Here is an 18,137-nt window from a genome sequence, read left to right on the forward strand (position 1 = left end):
TGTGTTCCCGTACAAGGGCATCCACAGGGGCAGGAAAATGTCGGTTGTCTCAACGAGCAGCGTGCCGGAATACCGGCGGCTGTCGATCAAGGGTGTGTTGCGCGCCAGCAGGATGGGCGCGATCCAGTGGCTCGTCTTGAGCGCCGCGCTGCTGGTGCTCGCCATCACGCTTGGCACCGGCTATCTCGCGCTGCAGTTTCGCGAGCGCGCGCTGGAGATGTCCGAGCGCGAGCTCAACAACACCGCGCTGCTGCTGTCGCGGCATTTCGACCAGCAGCTTACAGATCTCCAGCATGTCCACGACGACATCGTGAATTACCTGCGGGCCGAGCAGGTCGAGACCGCCGATCAATTCGAAAAGAATATGTCGCTCTTGAGCGCGCACGAGATGCTGCGCACGCGGCTGGCGGCGCTGCCGCATGTCGGCGGGCTCAATCTGTTCAACGCCAAGGGATGGCTGATCAACTCATCCGAGATGTGGCCGGTGCCCGACATCAGCGTTGCGGACCGGCGCTATTTCCACGAGTTCACTTCGGGGCGTCCGACCTCACCCGTGATCGTCGAGCCCGCAATGAGCAAGGTGACCGGCAACTGGACCACGATCTTTGCGCGCAAGATCACCGGGCGCAACGGCGAGATCATCGGCTTCGCGAGCCGCGGTGTCGAGCCGAGCCATTTCGAGGATTTCGTCGCCTCGCTGGCACTGAGCGGCGACACCGTGATTTCGATGATCCACCGCGACGGCACCATTATCGCGCGCTATCCGCAGGATGCCAGCGTGATCGGTCGCAACATCATCAACCTGCCGGTGTTCCAGAAGGTCATCAGCTTTGGCGGCAACACCTCGGGACGGTTCGTTGGCGCTTCGGGCGAGGAGAACGTCGGCGCGGTCAGATCGCTGTCGCATTTTCCGATCCTGATCCTCGCTACCACGAAGACATCGAGCGCTCTGGAGGACTGGCGCACCCAGACCAAACTGCAATTCTGCGCGGCCGTGTTGGCGGTACTGATCATCAGCTTCGCGGTCTTCCTGATCGTCCGCCAATTGCAGCGGCAGCACGATGCGGCAAGCCGCCGGCTGTCCGAGAAGAGCCAGCACCTCGACACCGCCATCAACACCATGACGCAGGGGCTGCTGCTGTTCGACGCCTCGGCGCGGCTCGTGATCTGCAACCAGCAATACATCGACATGTTCGGCCTCTCGCCTGATGTCGCGAGGCCGGGTTGCCATCTGCGCGACCTGATCCTGCATCGCCAGGCGATCGGCTCGTTTGTCGGCGACGTCGACGAGTACTGCGCCCGCTTCACCAATCCGAGGGGCGATGAGGTCCGGGACTCCGTGATCATGACGCCGGACGGTCGCAGCATCCGCCTGATCTACAAGCGTGCGCCCGACGGCGGCTGGGCCACCACGCTCGAGGACGTCACCGATGGGCGGCGTGCGCAGGCGCGGATCGAGTATCTCGCGCATTACGATGCGCTGACCAATCTGCCGAACCGGACGCTGTTCCAGCGCCACGCGGAAGAACTGCTGCTCGAGGCCGCCACGCGCGAGTTCGCCATCCATTACATCGACATCGACGAGTTCAAGCGGATCAACGACACGCTGGGCCATCTGATCGGCGATGAGTTTCTCCGGCGCGTCGCCGAGAAGTTGCGCCAGTCGGTCGGGTCGAACGACTTCATCGCGCGGCTCGGCGGCGACGAGTTCGCGATCGTCCAGCACGACATCACCTCGGACGACGACGTCGGCGACCTGGTCGCACGCATCTATCAGTCGCTGCGCACACCGTTCGACTGCCTCGGCCACCATTTGTCGAGCGACGCCAGCATCGGCATTGCGATCGCCCCGCGCCACGGCTCCGATCTGTTCCGCCTGCTCAAATGTGCCGACCTTGCGATGTACGCCGCCAAGGCGGCGGGCCGCAGGACCCATCGCTTCTTCGATCCGGCGATGGAGGCGCAGGCCAATCTGCGCCGCGCGCTGGAGGCCGATTTGCGTATCGCGCTGGCCGAGGGCGGCTTCGAGCTGCACTACCAGCCGCTGGTCGACCTGCGCAGCGACGAGGTGACCGGCTGCGAGGCGTTGCTGCGCTGGCGGCATCCCGTGCGCGGCATGATCTCGCCGGCGGAGTTCATACCGGTTGCCGAGGAGACCGGGCTGATCGAGGAGATCGGGCAGTGGGTGCTGCGCACCGCCTGCACCGAGGCGGCAGCCTGGCCGGCGCATGTGCGCGTCGCGGTCAACGTCTCGCCGATCCAGTTCAAGTCGGAGACGCTGGCGCTGAAGGTTGCCAATGCACTTGCAGAGAGCGGGCTCGATCCGCGCCGGCTCGAGCTCGAGATCACCGAGGCGGTGCTGATCGCCGACGACGATGCGGCGCTGGTCACGCTCGGCCAGCTCCGCGCGCTCGGTGTCCACATCGCGCTCGACGATTTCGGCACCGGATACTCGTCGCTGCAATACCTGCAACGCTTCCCGTTCGACAAGATCAAGATCGACCGCAGCTTCGTCAAGGAAGTGACCCGCAACAGCGGCTCGGCCTCGATCATCCGCGCCGTGGTTTCGATCGCAGCCGACCGCAACATGATCACCACTGCCGAGGGCGTCGAGACCGATCAGCAGCGCGACACCGTGCAGATGCTCGGCTGTACGCAGATGCAGGGCTACCTGTTCAGCAGACCGGTTCCTGCGCGGGACCTGCGGACGCTGCTCGCGGCCGATTGCGTCGCCGCCTGAGCGGTCGCCGATCCGGTCCGTCAGGAACAATCGTCGCCGTCTCCGATTGAGAGTGGAAGCTCTTGAGAGGCGAGGCGGTCCATGAAAAGCAAGCTCGTGTCCGATGCGCCCAGCGCGCAGGTTCACGTCGTCGTGCTCGATAGCGGCGAGGAAGCGTTCGGCGCGCTGACGAAATTCGCCAATGATGCGAAGGTGACGGCGGCATCGCTCACCGCGATCGGCGCGTTCGAGCGGGCAACCGTCGGCTGGTTCGATTTCGCATCCAAGAGCTACCGGAAGATCGAGATCAACGAGCAATGCGAGGTGCTGTGCGCGATCGGCGATATCGCGACCGGCGACGACGGCAAGGCCAGCCTGCATATTCACATCGTGCTCGGACTGTCGGATGGATCGACGCGCGGCGGCCATCTGCTTGCCGGCATCGTTCGGCCGACACTGGAGGTTGTGGTCACCGAAGCCCCTGCCAGGCTTCGCCGGCGGAAGCGGCCCGAGCTCGGCATCGCCCTGATCGATCCCGCCGCGACCGCCTGACGCTTTCCTCCGAAAAGTTCCTAAAAATCGACCTGCCGACGCCGAGGCGCGGAACCGAACCCGTGGAACCGCGTTCCCTTGCGGGGCTCGACCGGCAGGCGATCAATGAAAACCGCAGCAACGTCCGCGGCCATGCTGCTGTTTGCCTCGTGCATGGCAAACGCAGAAAGTGGCCTTGCGTCCTATTATCGTGGCGTCGGCAGGAGTGGCGAGATGACCTGCGCGCATCGCAAGCGGCCATTCGGCAGCATGATCACCGTCTCGTATCTCGGAAAATCGATCCGGTGCCGCGTCAACGACCGGGGCCCGTTCGTTCGTGGACGGATCATCGATGTGTCGACCACGGCGGCCCGCGCGCTCGGCATCCTTCAGCTCGGCGTCGCGCATGTCGTGATCCAGTAGAGCGCGGCCGGCGGCAGGATCAGGGCCTGGAAGCAGTCGCCCGCTGTTCGGCGATCGCCTTGCGGAGCGTCCGTGACAGCGCCTCGACCGAATAGGGTTTCTGGATCAGCTCGAAGCCGCTGTGCGCGTTCTCGGCGAGCACGTTGCTGTAGCCGCTGGTCAGCACCACCGGCAGTCCAGGAAAGCGATCGCGGATGATTCCGGCGAGCTCGACGCCGTTCATGCCCGGCATGATCACGTCGGAGAACACCAGGTCGGCGGCGAACTCGTTCTCCGAGAGGATCGAGAGCGCGGCATTGGCATTGGCCGCGCGCTTGACCGAATAGCCGAGATCCTCGAGCAACTCGGTGGAGAACTGGCCGACATCGTCGTTGTCCTCCACCACGAGGACGCGATAGCCGCGGCCGATCGAAGCCTGCTCGGTGCCCGCGCTGGCGGCGACCTTGGCGTCCGCCGGGCGCATCGCGTGCGGCAGATAGATGGTGAAGGTCGCACCGTGCCCGGGCGTAGAGGTGACCTCGATGTCTCCATCGGATTGCTTGACGAAGCCGAAGGCCTGGCTCAATCCGAGACCCGTTCCCTTGCCGACCTCCTTGGTCGTGAAGAACGGCTCGAAGATCGCGTCGAGATTTTCCGGCGAGATGCCGGTGCCGGTGTCCTGGATCGAGACCGTGACGAAATCGCCGCTGCGCGAGGCCTGGGCGCGCAGGGCAGGGATATTCTTGACCTTCCGGACGCCAATCGTCAGCTGGCCTTCGCCGCTCATGGCATCGCGGGCGTTGACCGCGAGATTGAGTAGTGCGGTCTCGAACTGGCCGATGTCGGCGATCGCGAAGCAGTCGGGATCCTCGATCCTGACCTCGATGTGGATCCGCGCGCCGACCAGCGGGCGGATCAGCTGCGTCACGCTGTCGACCTGCGTCCCGACATTGAACACTTCCGGATTGAGCGGCTGCCGGCGCGCGAATGCCAAGAGCTGCGCGGTGAGCTTGGAGGCCCGCTCCACGGTTTCGGAGATCGCGTCGATATAGCGGCGGCGCCGGTCATCCGGCAGATCGCGGCGGCGCAGAAAGTCGGTCGCGGAGCGGATGATGGTGAGCAGGTTGTTGAAATCGTGCGCGACGCCGCCGGTGAGTTGGCCGACGGCTTCCATCTTCTGCGACTGCCGCAGGGCTTCCTCGCCGCGGCGCCGTTCGGTGATGTCGACGGCCTCCGGCACGGCGCCGACGATGGTGCTGTGCTGGTCCTGCAGCGGCCGCATCGCGAAATCGAAATAGCGTTCGCCGATCGGCAGGCGCAGCTGCATCTCGATCTTGACTTCCTCGCCGCGCATCACGGTCGCGAAGGCATTCTGGATCACGCGCGGCATGCCCTCGGTCGCCGCGAACCACGGCGTGTCCCAGAACGGCTTGCCGACGACGTCGGCGGCATCGGTACAGATGCCGGCCAGCGCCGTCTGGTTGGTGTAGAGCAGGCCGCCATCGCGGTTGAGCAGCATCTGGTATTGATGGCTGGTTTCCAGGATCGCGCGCGTCTGCGCTTCGCGGGATTCGAGCTGCGCGGTGCGCTCCAGGATGCGCCGCTCCAGCGACTCGTTGAGCTTGCGAAGCTCGATCTCGGCTTCCTTGGCCGCCGTGATGTCGTGGGCGACGCCGATGAAGCCGATGTGCTTGCCGTTCGGGTCCCAGCGCGGCTGCGATTCCGAGCGCAGCCAGCGCCAATCGCCTGCGGCGTTCCGATAGCGGGCCTCGAGCACGAATGGCTTCAGCGAGAGCTCGCCGGTGATCTGCTCCTGCAGGATTTGCGGCAGGTCATCCGGATGCAGCGCCTTGCGCCAGTCGAACACAATCGCTTCCTCGAACGGCAGTCCAAGGAAGTCGAGATAGGCCTGGTTGGCAAAGGAGCGGGTGCGGTCGAGCTTGGTCACCCAGATCGGCACCGGCGCGCTGTCGGCGATCAGGCGGAAGCGCTCTTCGCTTTCCCGCAAGGTCTCCTGCGCCAGCATCTGATCGGTGACGTCGAGATCGGCGCCGACCAGCCGCAGCGCACGGCCGCTGCGGTCGCGCTCGATCTTGGCGACGACGCGGATCCAGCGGCTCTCGCCGTCGTTCGGGCGGATGATGCGGTATTCGGCCGTGTAGTCTTCGCCGCCGGCCTTGAGCACGCCGAACAGGTGCCGGATCGTGCGCTCGCGATCCTCGGGGTGGATGCGCGCGACCCAGTTCTCATAGGTCTCGTTGACCTCTTCGGGTGGCAACCCATGCACCAGGAGATATTCGGGAGAGCGGCGGTTGCGCACGCCGTCGCGGAAATCGATCTCGAGCCCGCCGACCCGCGCGATGCGCTGGATCCGCGCCAGCTCCGCCTCGCGCTCCTGGAGCTCGCGATGGGCGCGATCGCGTTCGCGCGCGATCTCCTCAAGATGCTGCCGCAGCCGTTCGGCTGCCGCAGCTTCGGGAAGCACATCAGCGGGATCGGATGGGGTCATACGCGCCGGCAACCTCTCGGTGCAGTTTCACACAGGACGCGGCGGCTTTGCCAGCTTGATTTACGGCAATCGTTAGGCTGAGTCATTCCGGGGCGATGCGAAGCGTCGAACCCGGAATCTCGAGATTCCGGGTTCGCTTCGCGCCCCGGAATGACGATGCAATCCACGAGCTCTTCACTTGGCTTTGGGCGGCCGGCAATTATAGGCCCGGCGGAACCCGGCCGCCTGCGCATCCTCTTCGGAGCAGAACCAGCGATCCGGATTGCCGAGGCCCGGGTAACTGCGGCACGCCTGCAGGTGGTAGATGCCGACATTGCCGGTGACGCGGGCCCGCACGGCGTACTTGCCCTTGATGTTGCAGCTGGCCGGCATCGGCAGGTCGTCGGGGAAGAGCGCGTTGCGGATCTGCTGGTCGCGGTCGGCGGGGCAGGCGTTGCCGAGCAGGGCGCCGTCCTTCCTGGCCGTACGAAAATCGCGCGGCGCCACGAAGCAGCCCCTCCAGAGCCCGGCGCGATTGTCCTTGGCGGTGGCTTCATCCGGCTTGAATCGGCCAGTGGCCGAGTTTTCGACATTGAGAGCGTAGCCCTTCTGGACCAGCACCTGGCTGAGGCTGGTCGGATCGCCCTCGATCTTGCAGACGCCGAGGCGGCGCTTCTTGAAGGTCGGATCGACGCCGATATCGTCGCAGTGAATTGGCTTGCCGCCGATCAGCCTGGTCAGCTGGTCGCGCGCCTCGATCCCGCAGGTCCAGACGTCGGCGTGCTCGTCGATGCAGAGCTGATCGACCGCCGGCGCGTCGATGCCGTCGAGCCGATAGGTCGTGTTGCCGAGCTGAATGGTGCCGGCGTCCTTGATGACCGCTGACGCCGTGGGGCCTGCGGTTGCAGTCAGGCTGGTGGTTGCAGACAGGAAGGCCAGGAGAAGCGTCGTGGCGACCGGATTTCGAAACCGCATTTTCTCAACTTCAGATCTTTGGCGGGCAGCCGAACTTCTAGCACAAGCCGGTACGATCCAACCAAGGACTGTTGGCGAGTGGGGGCGTGCGCACCGTCACGTCCCGATCGGCATTCCGCGACGTAGAACGGCCGGACAATTGCCATTGAAGGGATGCGCATGGGCGAGTTTCGTTATCAACGTCCTCCGCCGAAATGGTCACCGGCATTTGGAGCCTGCAATGCCTCGCGCGCTGGCGGCGGAAGAGAAAGACGGCCCAGGAGACCGCGCCCGATCAAAGATCCAATTGACTTGATCAGAACAAAATAGGAACATGATGCGCCACCTGAATCCCGGATACCCCATCATGTCTGCACGGCCCGAATCTGACGACGATGACGGGCTGGAAGCCGCTGTCGATCAGGCCATTTCCGCCTGCGGCGGGAATTTGCGCGCCACCATCCGGGCGCTGATCGTGGCCAATGAATTCCTGGAGAACGAGGTCAGCGAGCTGATGAAGGCCGTCGCGAAGGCTCATTCGCGTGGCCGCTTCAAGACCTATTCGGGCTGAAATACCGATCGGGCTACCGCCAAGGACTGACCTTGGACTGGCCGGGCAGTGGGCAGGGTCTGCATTAGACCGTTGCCTCCGGGGCAATTTGCTGTACCAACGGAGTGGTTACGCCCAATCGCCCGTGCCAGATTGCGCGGGGAGGAATCCTGCCAAATGGACAATTCGAAGTCCGAAAAAGCCCAAGCAAGTAGAGCATGTTCAAACGAATCCTGATCGCCAACCGCGGCGAGATCGCCTGCCGGGTCATCAAGACTGCGCGCCGTATGGGGATTGAGACGGTCGCCGTCTATTCCGAGGCCGACCGCGACGCGCTGCATGTCGAGATGGCCGATGAGGCCGTGCTGATCGGACCGCCCGCCGCGGCCGAGAGCTATCTTTTGATCGACAAGATCGTCGAGGCCTGCCGCAAGACCGGCGCGCAGGCGGTGCATCCCGGCTACGGCTTCCTGTCCGAGCGCGAGGCGTTTCCGCGCGCGCTGGAAGCCGCCGGCATCGTCTTCATCGGTCCGAACCCCGGCGCCATCGCCGCGATGGGCGACAAGATCGAATCCAAGAAGGCCGCGGCGAAGGCGAAAGTCTCGACCGTGCCGGGTCATCTCGGCGTCATCGAGGACGACAAGCACGCCGTCCAGATCGCCGACGAGATCGGCTACCCCGTGATGATCAAGGCCTCCGCCGGCGGCGGCGGCAAGGGCATGCGCATCGCGCATTCGAAGGCGGAGGTCGCCGAAGGCTTCAACCTCGCCAAGGCCGAGGCGAAGTCGTCGTTCGGCGACGACCGCGTCTTCATCGAGAAATTCATCGTCGATCCCCGGCACATCGAGATCCAGGTGCTCGGCGACAAGCATGGCAATGTGATCTATCTCGGCGAGCGCGAGTGCTCGATCCAGCGCCGCAACCAGAAGGTCATCGAGGAGGCGCCGTCGCCGCTGCTCGATGAGACCACCCGCCGCAAGATGGGCGAGCAGGCCGTCGCGCTGGCCAAGGCCGTGAACTACGATTCGGCCGGCACCGTGGAATTCGTCGCCGGCCAAGACAAGAGCTTCTACTTCCTGGAGATGAACACCCGCCTGCAGGTCGAGCATCCCGTCACCGAATTGATCACCGGCATCGACCTCGTCGAGCAGATGATCCGCGTCGCCGCCGGCGAGAAGCTCGCGATCGCGCAGAAGGACGTGACGCTGACCGGCTGGGCGGTGGAATCCCGCGTCTATGCCGAGGATCCGTTCCGCAACTTCCTGCCGTCGATCGGGCGCCTGGTGAAATACCGTCCGCCGGCCGAGGCCAGCCATGACGGCATCACGATCCGCAACGACACCGGCGTGCAGGAAGGTGGCGAGATTTCGATCCATTACGATCCGATGATCGCCAAGCTCGTCACCCACGCCCCGTCGCGCGCCGCGGCGATCGAGGCGCAGGCGACCGCGCTCGACGCCTTCTATGTCGACGGCATCCGGCACAACATTCCGTTCCTGTCGGCCTTGATGAACCATCCGCGCTGGCGCGAGGGCCGGCTGTCGACCGGCTTCATTGCGGAGGAATTCCCGAAAGGGTTTTCGGCGCGCGCGCCCGAGGGCGAGATCGCGCGGCGGCTGGCCGCGGTCGGTGCCGCCATCGATCACGTGCTGGGCGAGCGCAAGCGGCAGATCTCCGGCCAGATGGGCGGCCGCGTGGTGCTGCGCGAGCGCCGCCGCGCGGTGTGGCTCGACCGCGCCGAGATCGCGCTCGACGTGGCGCGCGAGGGTGACGCGATTGCAGTGCGCTTCATCGGCGCCGACGGGCTGCCGGGCAACCCTCATAACCTCGTATCGAGCTGGGTCCCGGGCGATCCGGTTTGGCAGGGCACCATCGACGGCAACTTCGTCGCCGTGCAGGTGCGGGCGATCAACAACGGCTTCCGCCTCGCGCATCAGGGCTTTGAGGTCCCGGTCTATGTCTTCACCGAGACCGAGGCGACCTCGGCGCGGTTGATGCCGGTGGTCTCGGCCGCCGACACCGGCAAGAAGTTGCTGTGCCCGATGCCCGGTCTCGTGGTGTCGATCGCGGTGACCGAGGGGCAGGAGATCAAGGCCGGCGAGACCCTGGCGGTGGTCGAAGCCATGAAGATGCAGAACGTGCTGCGCGCCGAGCGCGACGGTACGGTGAAGAAGATCCACGCCGCCGCCGGCGCCACGCTCGCGGTCGACGCGCTGATCCTGGAGTTCGCGTAACCCTGTCATTCCGGGGCGCGCGGTACGCGCGAACCCGGAATCTCGAGATTGAGAGCGAGATGAGATTCCGGGTTCGATGCTTCGCACCGCCCCGGAATGACGGAGAATAGGACATAGCAAATGGCCTTCCGCAAACGCCGCGAAGCCCTGCGATCGATTCTCACCGGATCGACCTGCATCCGCCCGGGCTCGGTCTATGACGCGACCTCGATCCGGATTGCGGAAGATCTCGGCTTCGAGCTCGGCATGTTCGGCGGCTCGGTGGCGTCGCTCGCCGTGCTCGGCGATCCCGATATTGCGCTGATCACGCTGACCGAATTCGCCGAGCAGATACGCCGCATGTCGCGTGCGTCGACGCTGCCGGTGCTGGTCGATGCCGACCACGGTTACGGCAACGCGCTCAATGTCCGCCGCACGGTTCAGGAGGTGGAGGCCGCCGGTGCCGCTGGCCTCACCATCGAGGACACGCTGCTGCCGCAGGCGTTCGGCCAGGCCAAGACCCAGCTGATCTCGCTGGAGGAAGGCGTCGGCAAGATGAAGGCGGCGCTTGACGGCCGCAGCGATCCGTCGCTCGTCATCCTGGGCCGGACCGGTGCCGTCTCGATCACCGGTCTCGACGATGCGATCGCACGCGCCAGGGCCTATGAGGCGGTCGGCGTCGATGGCTTGTTCTTCACCGGCATCAAATCGCGTGGCGAGTTGGAGGCGCTCTCGGCCGCGACGACGCTGCCGATCGTGCTCGGCGGCGCGCCGGAGGAGATGACCGCGCTCGACTATCTGGCAAGCCGGCGCGTCAGGATCGCGCTGCAAGGCCACGCGCCATTCGCGGCCGCAACCCAGGCCGTCTACGAGACGCTGAAGGCGCTGCGCGAAGGCACCTCGCCGAAGAACCTCAAGGGTATCGCCTCGTCCGAACTGACCGGCCGCGTCATGCGCGAGGCGGAGACCAAGGCGCGCAGCGGCGAGTTCCTCGGTCTGAAGAAATGAGCGGCGTGATCCGCCACGTCACCATCAGCGGCCGCGTCCAGGGTGTCGGCTATCGCGCCTGGGTCGACGAGCAGGCAAACGCACGCGGCCTCGAAGGCTGGGTCCGCAACCGCCGCGACGGCAGCGTCGAGGCGGTATTCGCCGGCCCCGACGACGTCGTCACTGAAATGATCACGGCATGTGGCCGCGGTCCGTTCTCGGCGCGCGTCGCTGCCGTGCACGCCGCATCTGGCAATTCCGATCTTTTGAACCAGCGCCGGGCAGGGGAGCGGTTCTCGGTCCTGCCCACGATCTGAAGCGCGTCGTTACGCGGCCGCTGAGATCACCAGCGCCTGAATCCGGCCTTCGATCGCGCCGCTGCCGAAGCGGCGCGCAACGGCCGATGCGGCGTGCTCGGTCGCCGCATCAAGGCCGATACCGCCGCGCGCCTCGATCTCGCCACGCAACGGTGATCCCTGGCAAAAGCCGATCGCAGGATCATGAGGCGCACTGGCCCGGCTTTGCAGCCGAACGTCGTCGATTTCGATCTTGCCGAAGCCCGCGACTGCAAGGTCGACCCGGATCGGGTCGGCCGCGTAGTGGCCATAAGGCGTGCGCGCCAGGAAGCGCGGCGGATCGGCCGGAAAGACCTCCGCCAATGCCTGGGTCACCACGTCAGCAAACTCGTTGTCTTCGATGCGACCCCACATGCTGAACAGGAAACGGCCGCCCGGCTTCAGCACACGGCGCGCCTCCGAATAACCCTTGGGCTTATCGGGGAAGAACATCGCGCCGAATTGGCAGGCGACGACGTCGAAGCTCGCATTGTCGAACGGCAGGTTCAGTGCATCGGCCTGCCGCCAGGTGATTGCGGTCCCGCTTGGCATCTGTGACTTCGCTCGTTCGAGCATCGGCTCATTCAGGTCGGTCGCCACGATCCTGGTGTCGCTGCCTAGTGCGGACGACAGCGCGCGGGTGACGGCGCCGGTGCCGGCTGCCGTCTCAAGCAGGTCGCGCGGGCCAAGAGCCTTGGCGCGTTGCGCCAGATCGCGTGCGTAGGGTTCGAAAATCATCGGCACGAGGAGCCGGTCGTAAAGCTCTGGAATGGACCCAACGAACTCCTTGTCGGACGCTGGCATGCGCAATCTCCCTTGCGGCCGCGACGCCGGCAACCCGATGCACGGCCCAATCATCCAGGCGGATCAGCTTGGACGAAGAGCTCGGGGGCCACAAAGGAAAACTCCTCACCTGTGATGCACGGCATTCGCCGGGCACCGGATAGGTCAGGAGACCTGCCATGTTTTCGTGTGCCGTCGTGGACCGCATAGCCAGCCTTGACTTCTGCTCCGTATCGTCTGATATTTCTGTCATGACAGAAATAACCGCCAAGAAAAAACTTCCTGCCGTCGTCGAGCGCTTCATTCTGCATTGGGGCGACATGGGCGACGAATGGGGCGTCAACCGTTCGGTCAGCCAGATCCACGGGCTACTCTACCTCGCCGAGGCGCCGATGACGGCGGAGGACATCGCCGACACCCTCGGCATGGCGCGCTCCAACGTCTCCAACTCGATCAAGGAACTGTTGTCCTGGGGATTGATCCGGCGGGTGCCGATCCTTGGCGACCGCCGCGACCACTTCGAGGCCGAGACCGACATCTGGGAGGTCGCGGCCAGGATCGCGGCGGGACGCAAGGAGCGCGAGATCGATCCCGCGCTCGCAGCGCTGCGCGCCTGTGTCTCCGACGCGGCCGACGATCCCGCGATCAGCCCGCTCGCCAGCAAGCGGCTGAAGGAGATGCTGACATTCACCGAGCTGGTCGATCGCTGGTACACGCAGATGCTGAACGTGCCGCGGCCGCGCCTGGTCGCGCTGATCAAGCTCGGCGAGAAGATCGTGAGTTTCCTGCCCACGGGCAGGGCCAAATAAAGGCGGCGGCGTAACGGGAGCGTGCGATGGCGTCAGCAAGGATATCCACCTTAAAGACAGCGCCGGCTTCCGATACAAAGCTGCTCGACGACCATCGCTTCCGCGCATTGCTGTCGGACGAGGATTGGGGCCGCCTGCCGGTTGCGATCTGGCGGCGTTTCTCGAAACGGTTTGAAGACGGCAACACCGTCGTCTATGTCGGCGAGGTCGAGGAGGCGGCGTGCAGCCGCATCGGCTGGTGGCTGGCGCAGGCCGCGCGGCTGATCGGCGGACCATTCCCGACCGGCACCGAAACGCGTGTGCCGATGATCGTCACCGTCACCGAGGACGCGGCAAGCGGCGGCCAGGTCTGGACCCGCATCTGCGCGCGCCGCGACGGCTTCCCGCAGGTGATTCATTCCGCCAAGCGCTTTGCCGGTTCGACCGGGCTCGAGGAATATGTCGGCTTCGGCGTCAGCATGGCGCTGCGGATCGCGGTCGAGCACGAGGCGCTGGTGTTTCGCAGCGTCGGCTATTCGCTGCAACTCGGCCCGTTTCGCCTGCCGCTGCCCGAATGGCTCACGCCGGGCGATCTCACCGTGACCCATTCCGATCTCGGCTGCGGTGACTTCCGCTTCACGCTGGAGATCATCCACCCGCGTTTCGGCCGGCTGATCCGTCAGTCCGCCGTGTTCAGGGAGGCCACGCCATGACGCCGCTGCTTTGGACACTTGTCGCCATCCAGATTGCGATGGGCGCATTCGATACGTTCTATCACCACGAATTCACCGAGCGGCTGGCCTGGCGTCCCTCGCAGCGCCACGAACTCCAGCTGCACAGCGTGCGCAACATGCTCTATGCGCTGCTGTTCCTCGTGCTCGGCTGGCTGCAAGTGCACGGCATCCTTGCGATCGCGATCATGGCCGTCCTCGTCGTCGAGGTCGTCATCACCTTGATGGATTTCGTCGAGGAGGATCTGAGCCGAAAGCTGCCGCCGAGCGAGCGGATCAATCACACGCTGCTGGCGATCAATTACGGCGCCATCCTCGTGCTGCTGGTGCCGGTCCTGATCGCCTGGGCGATGCTGCCGACCGCCGTCGCGCCGGCCTATGCGGGTCCGTTAAGTCTGTTCGCGACGGCTGCGGCCTTCGGCGTCGCGCTGTTCGGCGCGCGCGACTTTGCCGCGGCCAGACGCCTCGGACGGATGGCCAGCGTGCCGGCCGCGACGCTGGTCGAGAAATTACCGGCGCGGCAGACCGTGCTCGTCACCGGCGCCACCGGCTTCATCGGCAGCCGCCTGGTCGCGAGCCTCACCGCATCCGGCCATCAGGTGATTGCGCTGATCCGCAATCCGGCAAAGGCCGACATGCTGACGCCGCCGGTGACGCTGATCACGAGCCTCGACCAATTGCCCGCCGACGCCGGGATCGACGCCATCGTCAATCTCGCGGGCGAGCCGATCGGCAACGGCCTCTGGACCGAGGCCAAGCGCCGCAAGATCGTCGCCTCACGTATCGACATGACGTCTGATGTGGTCAAGCTGATCGCGCGCCTCGAACGCAAGCCGTCGGTACTCGTGAGCGGCTCCGCGATCGGCTGGTACGGACTCTGGCAGGACCAGGTGCTGACGGAGTCAGCGAAATCCCATGCCTGCTTCAGTCACGAATTGTGCGAGGCCTGGGAGAATGCGGCGAAGCCGGCCGCGGATCACGGCGTGCGCGTGGCATATTTGCGCATCGGTCTCGTGGTCGGCACCGATGGCGGCTTCATCACGCGAATGCTGACGCCGTTCGAGTTCGGCCTCGGCGGCCCGCTTGGCTCGGGCAAGCAGTGGATGTCGTGGATCGAACGCGACGACCTCGTGCGTCTGATCGCGCATGTGATTGCGAGACCTGAACTGTCCGGTCCTGTCAACGCGACCGCGCCGATCCCGGTGACCAACATGAAATTCACCGAGGAGCTCGGACGCCGTCTGCACCGGCCGGCGATCTTCCGCGTGCCGGCGGCGCTGCTCCGCGCCGTTGGCGGCGATTTCGCCGACGAGCTCTTGCTCGGCGGCCAACGCGTGCTGCCGAACAAGGCGCTGAGCAACGGCTTTGTGTTCCGTCACGAAACCTTGCGCAGCGCGTTCGATGCGATCCTGTGAGGAGGCCTCGATGGGCAGCACCTGTTCCCGTGCATTCGGAGGTTGGCTTGCGGGCTGTGGCGCCGCGACCGCGGTGATTTCCGCCGTCGGTCAGACCGTTCTGATGATGACGTCGCACGGCGATGTCGCGCGGCTGCTCTACGGCATCGTCGTGATGCTGCTTCCGTCGGCCGCGGTCTTCATCATCACTTGTCTGCTCACAGCAATTCCCACGGCGATCGTCGTCTGGTTCACTGAGGAGTTCCATATCAGGGCCGCGGGATTTTTCGCCTGCGCAGGCGCGGCGATCGGCGCGTTGAGCATCACTGTCCTTCTACGATCTCCGGCTGTCTGGACATCCGGACTGGTTTGCCTGTTCGCCGTGGCCGGGTTTGTTGCCGGCCTGACCTACTGGTTTGTCATATGCGAACTGGCGGCAGGCGAAGACTCGATGTGAACGGCTGCTGTTCAACCTATGCCGCAGACGCCACGCTCCGAAACGTCGCAGCCAACGTCCTGAGTGCCGCGAGCTTGGCGGGATCGCTGACCTTCGAATGCAGTATCACCTTCGACGTGCCGAGCCGCGGCAGCTTGTGGGCAGGGCCGATTTCGACCAGGCCCGGCGGCGCGATGCGGCGGACGAGGGGCGCGACGGCTAGCCCTGCAAGCGCGGCCGCCACCACCGCGGTGACGCCGCCGCCGACGAAGCCTTCGGTCCAGGCGATGCCGGCCTTGTCGAGCGCCCGCACCGCGAGGGCGCGCACGCCGCAGGGCGGCGCGAGGGTCGCGAGCGGCAGCGCATCGCCGCGCGGCCAGACGAAGCGTTTGGCGGCGAACCAGCCGAATTCGTCCTCGGTCAGCTTCTCGCCGCCGCGCCGGCTGCCTTCCTGGCGCACGATCACGGCGTCGAGCTCGCCGGTATCGTAAGCATCGAGCATTTCGCGGGAGAAGCCGATGGTCACGGAGAGGGCAAGCTGGGAGGCCATCGCGTGCAGCCGCTCCAGCAGCGGCACCAGCTCCGGGCCCGCGGCGTGATCGCTGATCCCGAGCGTGAGCTGCTGCCGCGCCGTTTTCTCGCTGGCCAGCGCGCGATCATGCACCTCGATCAGCGCGCGGGCGTGCTGCAGGAAGGCCGCGCCGTCGGCGGTCAGCCGCACCGCGCGCGGCGAGCGCTCGACCAGCCGCTTGCCCAGCACCGTTTCGAGCCGCTGCAACTTCATGCTGATCGCCGCTTGCGTGGTGCCAAGCGCCTCGGCGGCGCGGGTGAAGCCTTGCAGCTCGGCGACGAGGAGGAAGGCCTGCACGGTGTCGATATCGAGCGTGGTGGTCATGATCAATGATCGTTATCATTGCTATTCATATGGATAAGATACCAAGATGATGCGCGAAGGTCTAGCTAGAGGAGGCGCGATTGACCCGCGCCAACCGGATTCAAGGAGATCGATCATGCCGCTCATCACCGTCACCTACGCGACCTCGCGCGTGAGGCCGTCGCTGAAATCCGACATCGCCGCCGCCGTGTCGGACCTGACCGCCGGGATTCTGCACAAGGATCCCAAGGTCACCGCGATCATTGTGAAGTCCGCCGATGCGGCCGACTGGTTCGCGGGCGGTAAGTCGCTCGCCGAGCAGGGGCTCGCGAGCTACTGGCTCGACATCCACGTCACCGAGGGCACCAACACCAAGGACGAGAAGGCGGCCTATCTCGCGGCGCTGTTCAAGCGGATGGGCGAATTGCTCGGGCCGCTCCACACCGAGAGCTATGCCCATGTCGATGAGGTGAAGGGCGATGCCTACGGCTTCGGCGGCCTCACCCAGGAGCGCCGCTACATCGCCGGCAAGCTCGAGGTCGCGCCGCAGAAGGCGGCGTGAAGCCTATGACGTCGCTTCCGGCAGGCGCGCTGCGGTGTCGCCGAACACCTCGGAAAAGGCCTGCCGGAGCGCGACGTCGACATCGGCCATCGTGACCGGCAATCCGAGATCGACCAGCGAGGTGACGCCGTAGCGCGGATCGACCACGCCGCAGGGCACGATGGCCTGGAAGTGCGCAAGATCAGGCTCGACATTGATTGCGATGCCGTGGAACGAGACCCAGCGGCGCAGCCGCACGCCGATCGCGGCGATCTTGTCGTCATGGCCCGGTCCCTTGTCCGGGCGCCGCACCCAGACCCCGACGCGGTCCTCGCGGCGCTCGCCGCGGACGTTGAAGGCGGCGAGGGTGCGGATGATCCATTCTTCCAGCGAGGCGACATAGGCGCGCACATCGGGCCGGCGCCGCTTGAGATCGAGCATCACATAGGCGACGCGCTGGCCCGGGCCGTGATAGGTGACCTGGCCGCCGCGTCCGCTCTGGAAGGTCGGAAAGCGCGGCGCGAGCAAATCGTCGGCCTTGCCGCTGGTGCCGGAGGTATACAGTGGCGGGTGCTCCAGCAGCCATACCAGTTCGGGGGCCGAGCCCGCCGCGATCTTCGCCACCCGGTCGTCCATTGCGGCGAGCGAATCAGGGTAGGGCACCGCGCGGTCGGAAATCCGCCATTCGACCGCTTCGCCGCCCGAAGGGCGCGCAAAGGTCGTCAAATCGAGGCTTTGGCGGTCGTTAACCATTAGCTAACCCTAACGTGGTCAGGTGAACCCACAATCTAGTTCCCGTTCGGCGGTTCAGAAGTGCCCACCCTCGATAAAGTCAGCGTTGATCTCATGGTGGTCCTCGGCACCACCACGATGCCGATTCACCAGGTCATGCGGCTATCCCGCGGCGCCATCATCGAACTGGATGCCACAGAGGCCGACGAGGTCAAGATCCTCGCCAACAACCTGCCGGTGGCCAGCGGCGTGGTCCTTGTCGACCGCAACCGGATTGCGGTCGAGGTCAAGCAAATGCTGCCGAAATCTCCCGGGGTTCGCAGTTAATTCCCGCATTAATCGCCTTGTCCCTGCATCCGTGATTTGTTACATGGCCCCGTCGATCCGGCGGTGCCTTCGGGGTTCCATCCGGTATCCCAAGCGCTCGTGGCGGAATTGGTAGACGCGCTGCCTTGAGGTGGCAGTGGGTAACACCGTGGGGGTTCGAGTCCCTCCGAGCGCACCACACCTCAGCTGATCCTTGAAATCGCTGGACTTTTCGGAGCGTGGCCGCTCGCCGGCTATGCCGGCCCGTGCCTCCGGGGGCAGGTCCGACGAGTGCAGGCGGGTGACGTGGAGGTGCAGGTCGATGCGGTCATGTAACACCGGTCAGGTAGATTCGCGGATGCATGGCCTTACC

At 65.4% G+C, this 18,137-nt stretch carries 18 protein-coding genes and 1 tRNA gene; 14 read left to right on the top strand and 5 right to left on the bottom strand.

Annotation, left to right across the window (positions count from 1 at the left end; genetic code table 11):
• The first annotated feature begins 37 nt into the window (after window positions 1-37).
• From QA635_RS19390 to QA635_RS19400, 3 genes are all read left to right on the top strand, one after another.
• Complete coding sequence (locus tag QA635_RS19390) at window positions 38-2,740, top strand: bifunctional diguanylate cyclase/phosphodiesterase (protein WP_283071051.1); 2,703 nt, start codon at window positions 38-40, stop codon at window positions 2,738-2,740.
• A gap of 81 nt (window positions 2,741-2,821) precedes the next feature.
• Complete coding sequence (locus QA635_RS19395) at window positions 2,822-3,271, top strand: PPC domain-containing DNA-binding protein (protein ID WP_057017046.1); 450 nt, start codon at window positions 2,822-2,824, stop codon at window positions 3,269-3,271.
• A gap of 105 nt (window positions 3,272-3,376) precedes the next feature.
• The gene (locus tag QA635_RS19400; RefSeq protein WP_283071052.1) at window positions 3,377-3,673 is read left to right on the top strand and encodes a septal ring lytic transglycosylase RlpA family protein; all 297 of its coding nucleotides are present in this window, start codon (window positions 3,377-3,379) and stop codon (window positions 3,671-3,673) included.
• A 19-nt stretch (window positions 3,674-3,692) separates the two neighbouring features.
• Here QA635_RS19400 and QA635_RS19405 read toward each other — a convergent pair whose 3' ends face one another.
• Together QA635_RS19405 and QA635_RS19410 are read right to left on the bottom strand one after the other, a co-directional pair.
• Window positions 3,693-6,161, bottom strand: a complete 2,469-nt coding sequence (locus QA635_RS19405) for a PAS domain-containing protein (RefSeq protein ID WP_283071053.1) — start codon at window positions 6,159-6,161, stop codon at window positions 3,693-3,695.
• Window positions 6,162-6,335: 174 nt separating this feature from the next.
• Complete coding sequence (locus QA635_RS19410; RefSeq protein WP_283071054.1) at window positions 6,336-7,115, bottom strand: thermonuclease family protein; 780 nt, start codon at window positions 7,113-7,115, stop codon at window positions 6,336-6,338.
• A 313-nt stretch (window positions 7,116-7,428) separates the two neighbouring features.
• Between QA635_RS19410 and QA635_RS19415 the strand changes: the two genes are divergently transcribed.
• From QA635_RS19415 to QA635_RS19430, 4 genes are all read left to right on the top strand, one after another.
• A complete protein-coding gene (locus QA635_RS19415) occupies window positions 7,429-7,665 on the top strand; it encodes a hypothetical protein (protein ID WP_425249168.1) in 237 nt (78 codons plus the stop codon).
• A gap of 197 nt (window positions 7,666-7,862) precedes the next feature.
• Window positions 7,863-9,878: an acetyl-CoA carboxylase biotin carboxylase subunit gene (locus QA635_RS19420; protein ID WP_283071055.1), complete on the top strand. Its 2,016-nt coding sequence runs from the start codon at window positions 7,863-7,865 to the stop codon at window positions 9,876-9,878.
• Window positions 9,879-9,998: 120 nt separating this feature from the next.
• Entirely contained in the window at window positions 9,999-10,865 is an 867-nt protein-coding gene (locus QA635_RS19425) for an isocitrate lyase/PEP mutase family protein (RefSeq protein WP_253608284.1), read from the top strand.
• Window positions 10,862-11,161 (top strand): acylphosphatase, encoded by a 300-nt coding sequence (locus QA635_RS19430; protein WP_028336455.1) that lies wholly within the window; start codon window positions 10,862-10,864, stop codon window positions 11,159-11,161. Before QA635_RS19425 ends, QA635_RS19430 begins: the two co-directional genes overlap by 4 nt.
• Before the next feature lie 9 nt (window positions 11,162-11,170).
• Here QA635_RS19430 and QA635_RS19435 read toward each other — a convergent pair whose 3' ends face one another.
• A complete protein-coding gene (locus QA635_RS19435) occupies window positions 11,171-11,983 on the bottom strand; it encodes a class I SAM-dependent methyltransferase (RefSeq protein WP_283071709.1) in 813 nt (270 codons plus the stop codon).
• 230 nt (window positions 11,984-12,213) lie between these two features.
• Between QA635_RS19435 and QA635_RS19440 the strand changes: the two genes are divergently transcribed.
• The 4 genes from QA635_RS19440 to QA635_RS19455 are packed head-to-tail and all read left to right on the top strand — an operon-like array spanning window position 12,214 to window position 15,332.
• Window positions 12,214-12,771 carry a GbsR/MarR family transcriptional regulator gene (locus tag QA635_RS19440; protein WP_092088931.1) on the top strand — a complete coding sequence of 186 codons (558 nt, stop codon included), beginning with the start codon at window positions 12,214-12,216 and terminating at the stop codon, window positions 12,769-12,771.
• A gap of 26 nt (window positions 12,772-12,797) precedes the next feature.
• Entirely contained in the window at window positions 12,798-13,463 is a 666-nt protein-coding gene (locus QA635_RS19445) for a DUF4166 domain-containing protein (protein WP_028336452.1), read from the top strand.
• The gene (locus tag QA635_RS19450) at window positions 13,460-14,896 is read left to right on the top strand and encodes a TIGR01777 family oxidoreductase (RefSeq protein ID WP_283071059.1); all 1,437 of its coding nucleotides are present in this window, start codon (window positions 13,460-13,462) and stop codon (window positions 14,894-14,896) included. Before QA635_RS19445 ends, QA635_RS19450 begins: the two co-directional genes overlap by 4 nt.
• Window positions 14,897-14,906: 10 nt before the next feature.
• Window positions 14,907-15,332, top strand: coding sequence for a hypothetical protein (locus tag QA635_RS19455; RefSeq protein WP_283071060.1), 426 nt, complete (start codon window positions 14,907-14,909; stop codon window positions 15,330-15,332).
• A gap of 16 nt (window positions 15,333-15,348) precedes the next feature.
• Here QA635_RS19455 and QA635_RS19460 read toward each other — a convergent pair whose 3' ends face one another.
• Window positions 15,349-16,206 (bottom strand): LysR family transcriptional regulator, encoded by an 858-nt coding sequence (locus tag QA635_RS19460; RefSeq protein WP_283071062.1) that lies wholly within the window; start codon window positions 16,204-16,206, stop codon window positions 15,349-15,351.
• 115 nt (window positions 16,207-16,321) lie between these two features.
• On the opposite strand from QA635_RS19460, the gene QA635_RS19465 reads away from it, so the two are divergent.
• Window positions 16,322-16,747, top strand: a complete 426-nt coding sequence (locus tag QA635_RS19465) for a tautomerase family protein (protein WP_283071064.1) — start codon at window positions 16,322-16,324, stop codon at window positions 16,745-16,747.
• A gap of 3 nt (window positions 16,748-16,750) precedes the next feature.
• Here QA635_RS19465 and lipB read toward each other — a convergent pair whose 3' ends face one another.
• Window positions 16,751-17,479, bottom strand: coding sequence for a lipoyl(octanoyl) transferase LipB (gene lipB, locus QA635_RS19470; RefSeq protein WP_283071066.1), 729 nt, complete (start codon window positions 17,477-17,479; stop codon window positions 16,751-16,753).
• Between the two features lie 60 nt (window positions 17,480-17,539).
• On the opposite strand from lipB, the gene QA635_RS19475 reads away from it, so the two are divergent.
• Together QA635_RS19475 and QA635_RS19480 are read left to right on the top strand one after the other, a co-directional pair.
• The gene (locus QA635_RS19475) at window positions 17,540-17,785 is read left to right on the top strand and encodes a FliM/FliN family flagellar motor switch protein (protein WP_021080574.1); all 246 of its coding nucleotides are present in this window, start codon (window positions 17,540-17,542) and stop codon (window positions 17,783-17,785) included.
• 93 nt (window positions 17,786-17,878) lie between these two features.
• Window positions 17,879-17,963 (top strand) — tRNA-Leu (locus QA635_RS19480).
• Window positions 17,964-18,137 lie beyond the last annotated feature (174 nt).

The sequence above is a fragment of the Bradyrhizobium brasilense genome (assembly GCF_029714345.1).
GTDB classification, from domain to species: domain Bacteria; phylum Pseudomonadota; class Alphaproteobacteria; order Rhizobiales; family Xanthobacteraceae; genus Bradyrhizobium; species Bradyrhizobium australafricanum.

Bases quoted from the DNA above. Each gene is read 5' to 3' on its own strand.
- QA635_RS19390 (WP_283071051.1), top strand. From the start codon at position 38: ATGTCGGTTGTCTCAACGAGCAGCGTGCCGGAATACCGGCGGCTGTCG.
- QA635_RS19395 (WP_057017046.1), top strand. From the start codon at position 2,822: ATGAAAAGCAAGCTCGTGTCCGATGCGCCCAGCGCGCAGGTTCACGTC.
- QA635_RS19400 (WP_283071052.1), top strand. From the start codon at position 3,377: ATGAAAACCGCAGCAACGTCCGCGGCCATGCTGCTGTTTGCCTCGTGC.
- QA635_RS19405 (WP_283071053.1), bottom strand. From the start codon at position 6,161: ATGACCCCATCCGATCCCGCTGATGTGCTTCCCGAAGCTGCGGCAGCC.
- QA635_RS19410 (WP_283071054.1), bottom strand. From the start codon at position 7,115: ATGCGGTTTCGAAATCCGGTCGCCACGACGCTTCTCCTGGCCTTCCTG.
- QA635_RS19415 (WP_425249168.1), top strand. From the start codon at position 7,429: ATGATGCGCCACCTGAATCCCGGATACCCCATCATGTCTGCACGGCCC.
- QA635_RS19420 (WP_283071055.1), top strand. From the start codon at position 7,863: ATGTTCAAACGAATCCTGATCGCCAACCGCGGCGAGATCGCCTGCCGG.
- QA635_RS19425 (WP_253608284.1), top strand. From the start codon at position 9,999: ATGGCCTTCCGCAAACGCCGCGAAGCCCTGCGATCGATTCTCACCGGA.
- QA635_RS19430 (WP_028336455.1), top strand. From the start codon at position 10,862: ATGAGCGGCGTGATCCGCCACGTCACCATCAGCGGCCGCGTCCAGGGT.
- QA635_RS19435 (WP_283071709.1), bottom strand. From the start codon at position 11,983: ATGCCAGCGTCCGACAAGGAGTTCGTTGGGTCCATTCCAGAGCTTTAC.
- QA635_RS19440 (WP_092088931.1), top strand. From the start codon at position 12,214: ATGACAGAAATAACCGCCAAGAAAAAACTTCCTGCCGTCGTCGAGCGC.
- QA635_RS19445 (WP_028336452.1), top strand. From the start codon at position 12,798: ATGGCGTCAGCAAGGATATCCACCTTAAAGACAGCGCCGGCTTCCGAT.
- QA635_RS19450 (WP_283071059.1), top strand. From the start codon at position 13,460: ATGACGCCGCTGCTTTGGACACTTGTCGCCATCCAGATTGCGATGGGC.
- QA635_RS19455 (WP_283071060.1), top strand. From the start codon at position 14,907: ATGGGCAGCACCTGTTCCCGTGCATTCGGAGGTTGGCTTGCGGGCTGT.
- QA635_RS19460 (WP_283071062.1), bottom strand. From the start codon at position 16,206: ATGACCACCACGCTCGATATCGACACCGTGCAGGCCTTCCTCCTCGTC.
- QA635_RS19465 (WP_283071064.1), top strand. From the start codon at position 16,322: ATGCCGCTCATCACCGTCACCTACGCGACCTCGCGCGTGAGGCCGTCG.
- lipB (WP_283071066.1), bottom strand. From the start codon at position 17,479: ATGGTTAACGACCGCCAAAGCCTCGATTTGACGACCTTTGCGCGCCCT.